The organism is Pseudoalteromonas sp. c7(2019), assembly GCF_011378625.1.
Lineage (GTDB): Bacteria > Pseudomonadota > Gammaproteobacteria > Enterobacterales > Alteromonadaceae > Pseudoalteromonas > Pseudoalteromonas arctica.
Genome location: NZ_WTKS01000001.1, coordinates 255,612 through 267,967 on the forward strand (window position 1 = coordinate 255,612; position 12,356 = coordinate 267,967).

Consider the following 12,356-nt stretch of genomic DNA (forward strand, 5'->3'; position numbering starts at 1 on the left):
CTGAAAAGTGGCTTTTTTTTGCTTTAAAGCATGCTAAATTAGCTAAAATTTATAAATGGAGAAACCAGTTGGAATTTTTATACGAATACGGTTTGTTTTTTGCTAAAACAGTTACTTTTGTTATCGCTATAGCAGTTATTTTAATGCTAATAGTTGGCGCTGCAGTTAAGCCAAAGGCCAAAAAAGGTGAAATACAAATTGACGATATATCAGAGCAGCTAGTTGAACTTAAAGAAAGTTTTTTACAAAATACGTTGGGTAAAAAAGAGCTTAAAGCGCATCAAAAACAACTTAAATCAAAGAGTAAAAGAGCAGATAAAGATGAGCCTAAACCTCGTTTATATGTAATTGACTTTGTGGGTAGTATGGACGCTCATGAAGTAGAAAGCTTACGAGAAGAAATAACGGCTATTATCTCTATTGCCGATACAAGTAAAGACAAAGTACTTATTCGTTTAGAAAGTGGTGGCGGTGTTGTACATGGCTACGGACTTGCTGCATCTCAGTTACAGCGTATTAAAAGTGCGGGTATTCCTCTGAGTGTTGCAATTGATAAAGTGGCAGCAAGTGGTGGTTACATGATGGCGTGTGTCGCGGACGAGATACTTGCAGCGCCTTTTGCAATAGTTGGATCTATTGGTGTGATAGCTCAAATACCTAACTTTAATAAAATATTAAAGAAAAATGATGTTGAATTTGAGCAAATAACAGCAGGTGAATTTAAACGCACACTTACTTTATTTGGTGAAAACACAGATAAGGCCCGTGAAAAATTTCGTGAAGAAATTGAACAAACACATGGTTTATTTAAAACGTTTGTAAGCACTCAACGTCCAAGCTTAGATATAAACTTAGTTGCGACAGGTGAGCATTGGTTTGCAACTCAAGCAATTGATAAAGGCTTGGTAGATGTTATAAAAACAAGTGATGATGCATTGCTAGAGCAGCAACATGAGCGCCAAATTTATAAGATTAAATACAAAGTTAAAAAAGGGTTGAGCGATAAGCTAGCTCTTGGCTTGAGTAGTGGTGTAAATAAAGTGGGAATAAACTTACTTTCTAAGTTTAAGTCGTTAAATCCTTAGATTAGAATCTTTTTCAGGATTCAGTTTAATTATTTTTACTCGAAAAAAAAACCTTGATGGATTGCATCAAGGTTTTTTTATAGCTATATAAATGTAGCTTATGAATCAATAGATTTATGATAATCTTCTAAGTCTTTAGCTGCATTAGGGTCGTTAAAGATGCTCTCATCTAGCTCACCTTCAGACTTGGCAACAACACAGGTAACCATACAATCGCCGGTTACATTAACTGCTGTACGTGTCATATCAAGTAATCTATCTACACCGATAATAATTGCAATCCCTTCTACAGGTAAGCCAACTTGGTTAAGTACCATTGCCAGCATTATTAAACCAACACCAGGTACGCCTGCTGTACCTACAGAGGCAAGTGTTGCTGTTAATATAACCATTAAATAATCAGATATTGTCAAATCGACACTAAACACTTGTGCAATGAACACGGTAGCCACACCTTGCATGATGGCAGTGCCATCCATGTTAATGGTAGCACCCAGTGGGATAGTAAATGAGGCAACCGAGTTATTAGCACCTAACTTTTTAGTAGCAGTTTCAAGTGTAATAGGCATAGTTGCGCTTGAGCTCGAGGTACTAAATGCAAATAAGCATGTGTGCTTCATTTTTGCTAAGAAAATAAGCGGGTTTAAGCCCGTTAATATTTTTAAAAGCAATGTGTAGTTTACAAAAGCATGTAATAACAGTGCAAGCACTACAACGCCAAAGTACTTCGCTAAGCTCACAATTAAGTTAAGCTCAATTGTTGTAAACAGTTTTGCCATTAAAAAGAACACGCCATAAGGGGCAATATTCATTAAAAGCGTAACTAGTTTTAAAATCACAGTGTTTAAATCTTCAAATACGGTAGCAACACGTTTTCCTGCTTTACCACTTAATGCCATTGCTACACCAAATAAAAGTGCAAACACAATAACTTGAAGCATATTGCCTTTGGCCATTGCTTCAAAAGGGTTTGTAGGAAACATATCTATAATTACACGGGCAAGAGTAGGCGCTTCTTTAGCATCATAAGTTGCATTAGATGGCAAGCTGATGCCCTCACCAGGGCTAAATAATAAGGCAAGCGTAATTGCTACTGTTATAGCAATAGCTGTAGTTAATAAATATAAACCAATAGATTTACCACCTAATCGACCTAGTTTTTTAGGGTCGCTTAAGCTACAGGTACCACAAACAAGCGATACAAAAACAAGAGGCACAACTAACATTTTCAAGCTGGCAATAAATATTTGACCACCAACATGGAAAATACCATCAACAAAAAAGGCTTTAATTGGCAAAGAGAATAACCCAAGTGGTATTAGATAATCGTCTTCACCAGCTAATATAGCCTGAAATATAAAACCTACTGCAACCCCAAGCGCCATACCAATCATGATGCGAGTGGTTAAACTCATTGAACGGATTTTTGACATATTTCCTGATCTACATTTTTATAAATTTGCCATAGACTACCAGCAAGGAAATATTTACTACAGAAAAAGTTAGTATTTATTTAAAAATATTTTGCACAAAAAAGTAATAAAAAACTGTGATTTTAGACTAAGTTATAGGTTAATATTAAGTGTAAATTAATTTTGATTATAATAACAACGCTAGGGAGAGGTTCATGCCTTTAATGCGACTGCTCGGCATTTCATTGCTAAGTTTTTTACTCACAGCCTGTGGTGGCGGTGGGTCACTTGAAAAAGACGGTTCTATTAGTGATGGTGATTCCACTACAGAGACTAGTACATATTTGGTTTCACTGAAGGGATATTCTCAAACAGACGCAACAGAGTCAAATTCTGTTACCGCTACCTCCTCTTTAGATTTACGTGCAACTCTTACTCAAGACGGGGTAATTGTCGCGGGTAAACGTATTACTTTTACATTAGAAGATGAAATTGGTGAATTGTCTCCATCAAGTGCATTAACTCAAAACGATGGTATTGCAACGGTTGAACTTACCGCCGGTACTGAAGCCGGTGCGGGTGAAGTAACTGCTACTTATACAGTCGATGGTGAATCTTATACAAGTACTTTTGCTTTTCAATCAAGTGGTGGGCAAGGTGATGATACGGGTGTTAGTGGTTCAACAACCTTAACGGTAAATATAGTCGATGAAAATGGTGCTAAGTATTCGGATACAAACCCGGTTACAACTGACAACTTAGGCACGGTTACAGCGACTTTAAAAAATGATGGAGTTGCACTTAGCGAGCAGCTTGTTACTTTTACTACAAACTTCACAGGTAAAATAACGCCTGACTTAGGTACTGCAATTACTAACTCAGCGGGTGAGGCAAAAGTAACTCTCTCTAGTGGTAGTTTTAAAGGTGCAGGTCAAGTTGTTGCTACTTATAACCCTACTAACTCTACAGAAGTGAGTAATACAGCTGTATTTTATTCATCAGGTGATTCTGCACCAGTTGATTTGGCACAATTCTCTATATCAGTAAAGCTTTTAACAGGCTGTAACGTTGGCTGGGACGATAATCGTTCTAGTGTAAAACTTGACCCTACACAAGCCGCATCGGGTTGTACGGTAGCTAATACTATCTCTTCATCAGAACTAGGTGAATTATTTGTTGAAGTCATTGATGAGCAAAGTGGTGAAGGTAGTAAAAATTCGCTTGTTAATATTTCAACAAATTTAGGTTCTGTTCTTCCTTCATCTGGAACAGCCCTTACCGATAACTTTGGTATTGCTTTACTAAAATTGCAACCTGGTAATACTGGTGGCGCAGGTACTGTTACTGTAACGTCTGTAGGTGAAAGTAATTCAACTAATTTTGCTGTAGGTATTGCTGATTTAACCCTAGAGGTTGATAACGGGCTTAATACAGATACTTCAGGAAATGTTATCCCTTTAAAAGCAGGTGGTAGTACAGTTATTGAAGTAACACTTTTAGATGAAGATGGTAATTTATACTTAACTCCAACAGATGTTGAGTTCAGCTCAACGTGTGTAATTAGCGGCGACTCAGTAATTGATGCATCAGTAAAATCATCAAGTGGTATCGCAACATCAACATACCGAGCTACAGGTTGTAGTATTGATGATGATATTAATATCACGGTTGAGACAGGTGGTAAAAACTTTACTGCTACTACGATTATTCCTGTGGAAACATCAGCGGTACAATCAATACAGTTTGTTGATGTCAGCGAAACATTTATTGCATTACCTCCAGGTGAAGGCGGCGCCCCGACTCAATCGATTGTTAGATTTAAGCTAATAGATGCGGATGGCCTTGCATCCACGCAGCAACGTATTGATTTCAAGTTAACAGATTCAGTGGGGGCAGCTAAACTGTCACTTAGAACAAGTGATACAAATAATGAAGGCTTTGTTCAGACAACGGTTGAATCTGGCATAGTGCCTGGTCCATTAGTGGTAAAAGCGTGTTTTATTTCTAAAGAAGATGTTAATAATTTACCTGAAGGTGATGATTTAACGTGTTGGGTTGATGATGTAGAACTGTGTACATCAGAACCAAGCAATGAAATTTGTCCAGACGGAACACTTACTTTAGTACCATTGAGCGAGCAGATAAGTTCTGTATCGGCTCAATTAACACTGGCTTCGGGCGTAACAGACCAAAACAGTTTTGATGCAAGCCCAAATACGTTTAATACTAACTCACTTAATTATAACGGTGTTTTAAATGATATTACGGTATATTTTGGTGACCAATTTAATAATTATAACGGTGACGGTGTAGAAGCAACTATTTTAGCTGAAGCTGGTGTTATTGGCTCATCTAGCAATGAAGTTACTTGTAAAACTGACGATGCTACCTGTGTTGTAACCTGGCGCTCTCAAGGAGACCGTCCATTTTATGATTACAAATGGGGTAACCGAATTGGCGATATTGATGGGGACGCAACAACTACTGAAGGTATTAATCCAAAAACCGGTATTATAAATTGTGACCCATATTTTGGTATTGCAGCTCCTTGTATAAATGGTATTACACGCGCTAAAAATAATGCTGATGGCGTTGTTATGGGAGGGCGTGTAAGTGTTCTCGCTGTTACTAAAGGACAAGAGAATTTTGTAGATGAGCAAACCAGTGATGATGTTAAACGCACTAATGGCTTGTTTGATATTGGCGAGTATTACGCAAGTTATGACTTACCAGAGGCATTTATTGATCATAATGAAAATGCAAGCTTTGATAAAGTCGATTGTAGTGATGCGCGTGGTGGTGATTATAATGCTGATGAGGATGCGTGTTCAGAGAAAAACTCACGGGGCGGCCATAATGAAACGTGGCGCGATTTAGACAATAACGGTACTTATAACTTCGCTGATGGCTTATATAACGGTTTGTTATGTAGTGAAGCTGCACAAATAGATGAAAAATGTTCTCGAGAGCTAATTGAAGTACGTAAACAAATAGAATTGGTTATGTCTGGAGATGATCCATACGTTCGTTTTTCTGTACTGAAAACTACGGATATTCTTGATGCGCCGTATCCTGTTTACGTACCAGCAGATTGCTCAAGCTCTATTGTTGCTTCTCTGGAAGGTTCTGATGTGCTAGAACGTTGTGATGCTGAATCTATTAATTTATCTACGGTTAACGTTATTATTGATAACCCAGATTATGATGATACGGATCCAGATGAAACAGATCCTGAAACACTTACTATTGATATAGGTTTAAGTGGTATTACAGTTCGTATTCACTACACAGATGAGTTTGGTAATCCACTACCAGCGGGTACAACTGTATCTATAGCCTCTACAAATGGCGACTTATCTATTATCGAAAATAACGCTATTATTCCAAGTACGAATACGGATAAACCGATGTATTCAGATGTTCGTATTTCTCGTGAAGCGGATGGTAATGATAAATTTGACGGTGTACTTTCAATAACATTTGAGTTTACTACTCAGGCTGGTGGCACTAAAACAGTCTCCAAGGGAATTGAAATTTACGATAGTAAATAAGGCTTTATTTTAAAAATGCCAACCTTTAGGTTGGCATTTTTGTCTCTGTTCTATATATTCCACATCAATTAATCTAAAAACACCAGTTTGTTTAATTTAACGACAAAAATTGTTCGTTTATTCAGTAAATACTGAAAAGTTTGTATTAAAAGCTTGTAACAACTAGTGTTTGTAGATATACCTATAAATATTCGCGCCGCTTATGTCGGCAAAACACATTTTCAATATTTGGTTAGAAATAGGCAACTATGGGCAAATCGCTAGTAATTGTAGAGTCTCCTGCTAAGGCTAAAACAATTAATAAATATTTAGGTAATGACTTCATCGTAAAGTCCAGTATTGGGCATGTACGAGATTTACCTACTTCAGGTTCGAGCAAAGCTAAAGTGCCGGCAACTAAAACGCCAGCAGAAGTTCGTAAAATGGAACCTGAAGAGAAAGCAGCGTATAAAAAGCAACGAGATTATACAAACTTAGTCGCGCGTATGGGTATTGATCCAAACCAAGGCTGGGATCCGCATTACGAAATACTGCCTGGTAAAGAAAAAGTTGTTCAAGAATTACAAAAGCTGGCTGAAAATGCAGACCAAATATATCTCGCAACGGATTTGGATAGAGAAGGGGAAGCAATTGCTTGGCACCTTCAAGAAATCATTGGTGGTGATCCTGCTAAGTATAAGCGCGTAGTTTTTAACGAAATTACTAAAAACGCAATACAGCAAGCGTTTGAAACACCTGGCGAGCTTAATACTGATATGGTTTATGCTCAGCAAACACGTCGCTTTTTAGATCGTGTTGTTGGCTTTATGGTATCACCTTTGTTGTGGGCTAAAGTGGCCCGTGGACTTTCTGCAGGACGAGTTCAGTCTGTTGCGGTACGTTTATTAGTAGAGCGTGAACGTGAAATTAAGGCGTTTATCCCTGAAGAATTTTGGGATATTCACGCTGACGTTAAAAATACTGAGTCTGAGTTACGTTTAGAAGTAGCCAAACAAGCAGGAAAGCCTTTTAAGCCTGTAAATGAAGCTCAGGCTAGCGCAGCGGTTAAAAGCCTTGAGAATGCAGAATACAAAGTAATTAGCGTTGAAGAAAAACCAAGTAAAAGTCGCCCAAGTGCGCCATTAATTACTTCAACCATGCAGCAAGCGGCAAGCACACGTTTAGGTTATGGCGTTAAAAAGACCATGATGCTTGCTCAGCGTTTGTATGAAGGCGGTTATATTACGTATATGCGTACCGATTCAACTAATCTTTCAAAAGATGCCGTTGAAATGTGTCGTGAGTATGTAACAAACGAGTTTGGTGCTAAATACTTACCAAAAGATCCAATTAGCTACAGCTCTAAAGGCAATGCACAAGAAGCGCATGAGGCAATACGTCCTTCAAGCGTTACCGTGTTATCTGGTCATGTTGAAGGTGTAGACGCCGATGCTAAAAAGCTGTACGAGCTAATTTGGCGTCAATTTGTAGCGTGCCAAATGGTACCTGCTGAATACGATTTAACAACACTAACTGTTGCAGCTAACGACTTCCAGCTTAAAGCGAAAGGCCGTGTGCTCCGCTTTGATGGTTGGACAAAAGTACAACCTGCAATACGTAAGAAAAACGAAGAAGATCAATCACTACCGGCTGTTAAAGAAGGTGAAGTCCTTACTTTAATCGAACTTGATCCTAAGCAACATTTTACTAAACCGCCAGCGCGCTTTAGTGAAGCAAGTTTAGTAAAAGAGCTTGAAAAACGCGGTATTGGTCGTCCATCTACTTATGCGTCAATTATATCAACGATTCAAGATCGTGGTTATGTACGTGTAGAAAACCGCCGTTTCTTTGCTGAAAAAATGGGTGAAATAGTTACCGATCGCTTGGTTGAAAACTTCACTGATTTAATGAACTTTGATTTTACAGCTAAAATGGAAGGCCGTTTAGATGATATCGCTGAAGGCGAGCGTGTATGGACTCAAGTTCTTGATAAGTTTTATGCTGATTTTTCAACGCAATTAACTGTCGCTAAAGACGAGCCAGAGAACGGTGGTATGCGTCTTAATGAGATGGTTGAAACTGATATTGAGTGTCCTACGTGTAGCCGAAAAATGGGTATACGAACGGCATCAACTGGTGTTTTCTTAGGGTGTACTGGTTACAGCCTTCCGCCAAAAGAGCGTTGTACTACAACAATGAACTTAGTGTCGGGTGATGAAGCAGTTGCAGCTGATGTAGAAGATGTCGAAACTGAAAAGTTAATGCAGATGAAGCGTTGTCCTATTTGTGAAACTGCAATGGATTCATACCTAATCGACGAAACCCGTAAATTACATGTGTGTGGTAATAACCCCGCATGTAAAGGGCATGTAGTTGAAGAAGGTACCTTTAAAATTAAAGGCTATGACGGACCAATTATCGAATGTGATAAATGTGGCTCTGACATGGAACTTAAATCGGGTCGTTTTGGTAAGTACTTTGGCTGTAATAATGACGAGTGTAAAAACACACGTAAACTACTTAAAAGTGGCGAAGCTGCTCCACCAAAAGAAGATCCTGTTCACATTACTGAGTTAGAGTGTGAAAAGTCAGATGCGTATTTCGTATTACGTGATGGCGCCGCTGGTATATTCTTAGCTGCAAATACTTTTCCTAAGTCTCGTGAAACACGTGCACCTAAGGTAGAAGAGTTAAAACGCTTTAGAGACCGTATCTCGCCTAAGTTTTATTACTTAGCAGATGCACCTGCTAAAGATCCTGATGGTAATCTTGCTGTTGTACGCTACAGCCGTAAAAATAAAGCTCAGTATGTTATGACTGAAGTTGACGGTAAAGCTACTGGCTGGACTGCTCATTATGAAGCAGGTAAATGGACAGAAGAAGCGAAGAAAAAGGCAGCACCTAAAAAGAAAGCTGCTGCAAAAAAGGCACCAGCTAAAGCAAAGCCTAAAGCTAAAGCTAAAAAAGAAGATGAATAAGCACGTTATCGCTTATTCATAACTTTTTATAGGCTTTAAAAAACCATAAAAAAACCGGAACGCACAGCTTGTGTCTATTCCGGTTTTTTTGTGCCTAGTTAAATGTTTTCGCAACGGCTTTATTAGCAGTACATTCAACTAAGCGTATTGGAGATACCAATTTTATTAAAAAAATGGTCATTATATTGCACTAAATAACCCACTCACTGCGTTAAAAAACATTCATATAAAACAACTATATGTCATGCTATTTCACTTGCTATTGAGCTATTTTCTTAGCGCAAAAATAGATCACTAATTTAATGCAATTGGTATGATTAAATCTTAACAGAAGATACTTTTTTATAGCCTTCAGATTCAAGCTCATCATTTACGCATTTTAATACGTAGGCATTTAGCTCTTCATTGCTTACGTCATCATCTTTAGCCCAGTTAACACACATTTCTGTGTATTCTTTTACCATTTCGGCTGAAGCTGTTGGCGCATCGTCTGCTACCGCGTAAGTCGCAGATACTGCAAATAGTGGAGCTACGATTAATGCTAGCAATGCTTTTTTCATTCGTTTATTCCTAAAAAAATGGTGTGATGACTGATTTACCCAGTTTAAGATTAGGTTTAAACCAGTAGTGCCCAATCCAGAACAACTCTGTTGGTACACTGATTTTTAAACGAAAACGAAATAAAAGATAACGAAATTTTTTTATCGTGAGGATGAGTAATTTACTTGTCAGGATTTCGCAGCATTGTGTTGCAGTGGTTTATAAGCTAAGGTCGCTTTTTTTAATTAAAAGACAAACCAATGTCATCACACACCCCTAATAAAAAACCACGCCAAGCTAATAAAGTAGAGCATGCATTAGAATCTTTTATTTTTAAAGGGCGTTGGCTACTAGCCCCATTTTTTGTGGGTTTACTATTTGCAGTTGTACTGTTGTTAATAAAGTTTTTTAAGCAGCTTTATTTAATGGGTATTGCGACATTTACAGCAACCAATCAAGAGTTACTTGTCGGTATTCTAACTTTAGTTGATACGGCATTATTAGCGGGGTTATTGCTGATCATTACATTTAGTGGTTACGAGAACTTTGTTTCTAAGCTTAATATTGATAATCACGAAGACAGACCATCTTGGATGGGAAAAGTTGGTTTTTCAGGTCTAAAGATGAAATTAATAAGTGCGATAGTCGCTATTTCGGCTGTTGAGTTATTAAAAGTATTTATAAACTCAGGCGCATATCCAAGTGATGAGCTACTTTGGAAAGTGACTATTCATGTCACGTTTGTAATGTCAGGCGTTTTATTTGCTTTAACTGACTACTTAAACAGTAAAACCCAAAGTCATTAGAAAAATTAAACGCATAAAAGAGCCCAAGTAATTTACTTGGGCTTTTTATGTTTAGAGCTTAGCTGTAATATTAAGTGTAATTATTGATGTCATTAACACTTTGCATAAAAGCAAGCGAAAGGCTCAAGTGTTAGTGTGTCTTGGCTTAATTTTGCGCTGTGGTGGCTAAGCTCATTGTATTCTTTAACGATTGATGTTGGCATATCAATACTTGTTTGTTGAGAGCTTAGATTAAACATGCACAGCATTTTTTGCGGTCCAAGCGTTCTATAAAAAGCAAGCACAGGCTCAGGCGTTTCAATAAACTCAATATCACCCTCAAGTAAAACAGTTTGGCTTTTGCGCCACGCCATAAATTCACGGTAGGCGTTTAAAATTGAGTTGCTATCATTAGTTTGCACAGCGACTGATTGCTGTTTGTGTGCATTATCAACGGGTAGCCAAGGTTTTACATCACTAAAACCGGCATGAGATGAATCAACTTGCTCCCAAGGCATTGGCGTTCTACAGCCATCACGCCCTTTAAAGTTAGGCCAAAATGTAATGCCGTATGGGTCTTGTAAGTCTTCAAAGGCGACAGATGCTTCACCTAAACCTAATTCTTCACCTTGGTACATACACACACTGCCACGAAGGGAAGCAAGTAGGGCGGTTAGCATTTTACATTGCTGAGGGTTTATTTCGCCATTTTCGCTCCAGCGACTTGCTACGCGCTCTACATCATGGTTGCTAAATGCCCAACACGGCCAACCCTCAGTCATACGTTGTTCAAGAGTTTGAACCGTAGTTCTAATATATTCACTTGAATAATCATTTGTTAAGAGCTCAAAGCTATATCCCATGTGCAGCTTATCGCCACCTTGGGTGTATTGCGCCATTGTCGCCAATGAATCTTCTGATGAGATTTCGCCAAGCGATACAGTACCTGGGTATTTATTAAGTAATGTGCGAATGTCTTGCATAAACTCAATATTTTCTGGCTGAGTGTTGTTGTAGTAATGATACTGAAATGCGTATGGGTTATCTTCACTAAAACCACGACCCTGGCGCTTATCTTTTGGTTTAGCTGGGTTATCGCGAAGTTGTGCATCGTGATAACAAAAGTTAATAGCATCTAATCTAAAGCCATCAACACCTTTTTTAAGCCAAAACTCTACGTTATCAAGTACAGCTTGTCTTACGTCAGGATTATGAAAGTTTAAATCGGGTTGTTCGGTTAAAAAGTTATGCAAATAATATTGCCCACGGCGAGGTTCCCACTGCCACGCGCCACCACCAAAAATAGACAGCCAATTATTAGGTGCTGTGCCGTCATCTTTAGCTTCAGCCCAAACATACCAATCTGCTTTATCGTTATTTTGATTTTCGCGGCTATCTGTAAACCATTGGTGTTGATCTGATGTATGGCTTAGTACTTGGTCAATTATAATTTTAATATTGCGATCATGGGCTTGGCTAATAAGTTCATCAAAATCGTTTAAATCACCAAAAAGCGGGTCAATGTCACGGTAGTCACTAATATCGTAGCCAAAGTCTTTCATCGGCGATTTGAAAAAAGGTGAAATCCAAATTGCATCAACGCCTAAGCTTTTAATGTAATCAATACGATTAATAATCCCTTTTAAGTCACCAATACCATCGTTGTTGCTATCTTGAAAGCTACGCGGATAAACTTGATAAATAACCGCACCTTTATACCACTGCTTTTGGGTCATGCTTTTCTCCGTCATTCCACACAGTATTTAGACTATTCTTCATTGTGATTACGATTAATCACGTTATTTTCAAAAAGCATACGTGAAGCCTGTAATTCTGTAAAAAGTCTGCATACGTATGCACTAAAAATAATGCAATAAAATTATTTAAAATAAGCGCTTAGCGCATCTTTAGCGGTGTTCGTTTTGTGTGTTTAATGTTTACCAATTATGTTATTCATTCATTTTTTAGTTAAATTTAACCTAACAGTTTGTACTATAAAGGAAATATACCCTTGGTTTTACTAGAA

The 12,356-nt window shown here is 38.1% G+C and carries 7 protein-coding genes; 4 read left to right on the plus strand and 3 right to left on the minus strand.

Features of this window, described 5'->3' with window-relative positions; genetic code table 11:
* Positions 1–68 precede the first annotated feature (68 nt).
* The gene (gene sohB / locus GQR38_RS01180; RefSeq protein WP_165721510.1) at positions 69–1,085 is read left to right on the plus strand and encodes a protease SohB; all 1,017 of its coding nucleotides are present in this window, start codon (positions 69–71) and stop codon (positions 1,083–1,085) included.
* 98 nt (positions 1,086–1,183) lie between these two features.
* On the opposite strand, the gene GQR38_RS01185 is transcribed toward sohB, so the two are convergent.
* Positions 1,184–2,518 carry a dicarboxylate/amino acid:cation symporter gene (locus tag GQR38_RS01185; RefSeq protein WP_024590095.1) on the minus strand — a complete coding sequence of 445 codons (1,335 nt, stop codon included), beginning with the start codon at positions 2,516–2,518 and terminating at the stop codon, positions 1,184–1,186.
* Positions 2,519–2,712: 194 nt separating this feature from the next.
* Here GQR38_RS01185 and GQR38_RS01190 point away from each other — a divergent pair, with 194 nt between their 5' ends.
* The gene (locus GQR38_RS01190; RefSeq protein ID WP_165721511.1) at positions 2,713–6,048 is read left to right on the plus strand and encodes a hypothetical protein; all 3,336 of its coding nucleotides are present in this window, start codon (positions 2,713–2,715) and stop codon (positions 6,046–6,048) included.
* A 248-nt stretch (positions 6,049–6,296) separates the two neighbouring features.
* Entirely contained in the window at positions 6,297–9,005 is a 2,709-nt protein-coding gene (gene topA / locus GQR38_RS01195; RefSeq protein ID WP_165721512.1) for a type I DNA topoisomerase, read from the plus strand.
* Positions 9,006–9,322: 317 nt separating this feature from the next.
* On the opposite strand, the gene GQR38_RS01200 is transcribed toward topA, so the two are convergent.
* The gene (locus tag GQR38_RS01200) at positions 9,323–9,565 is read right to left on the minus strand and encodes a hypothetical protein (RefSeq protein ID WP_007582596.1); all 243 of its coding nucleotides are present in this window, start codon (positions 9,563–9,565) and stop codon (positions 9,323–9,325) included.
* A 240-nt stretch (positions 9,566–9,805) separates the two neighbouring features.
* Here GQR38_RS01200 and GQR38_RS01205 point away from each other — a divergent pair, with 240 nt between their 5' ends.
* Positions 9,806–10,351, plus strand: coding sequence for a TIGR00645 family protein (locus GQR38_RS01205; RefSeq protein ID WP_007582598.1), 546 nt, complete (start codon positions 9,806–9,808; stop codon positions 10,349–10,351).
* A gap of 92 nt (positions 10,352–10,443) precedes the next feature.
* On the opposite strand, the gene GQR38_RS01210 is transcribed toward GQR38_RS01205, so the two are convergent.
* Positions 10,444–12,066, minus strand: coding sequence for an alpha-glucosidase family protein (locus GQR38_RS01210; RefSeq protein WP_024590098.1), 1,623 nt, complete (start codon positions 12,064–12,066; stop codon positions 10,444–10,446).
* Positions 12,067–12,356: the final 290 nt, after the last annotated feature.

Excerpts from the sequence above, each read along its gene's own strand:
- GQR38_RS01185 (WP_024590095.1), bottom strand. The coding sequence starts at position 2,518 with ATGTCAAAAATCCGTTCAATGAGTTTAACCACTCGCATCATGATTGGT.
- GQR38_RS01190 (WP_165721511.1), top strand. The coding sequence starts at position 2,713 with ATGCCTTTAATGCGACTGCTCGGCATTTCATTGCTAAGTTTTTTACTC.
- GQR38_RS01200 (WP_007582596.1), bottom strand. The coding sequence starts at position 9,565 with ATGAAAAAAGCATTGCTAGCATTAATCGTAGCTCCACTATTTGCAGTA.
- topA (WP_165721512.1), top strand. The coding sequence starts at position 6,297 with ATGGGCAAATCGCTAGTAATTGTAGAGTCTCCTGCTAAGGCTAAAACA.
- GQR38_RS01210 (WP_024590098.1), bottom strand. The coding sequence starts at position 12,066 with ATGACCCAAAAGCAGTGGTATAAAGGTGCGGTTATTTATCAAGTTTAT.
- GQR38_RS01205 (WP_007582598.1), top strand. The coding sequence starts at position 9,806 with ATGTCATCACACACCCCTAATAAAAAACCACGCCAAGCTAATAAAGTA.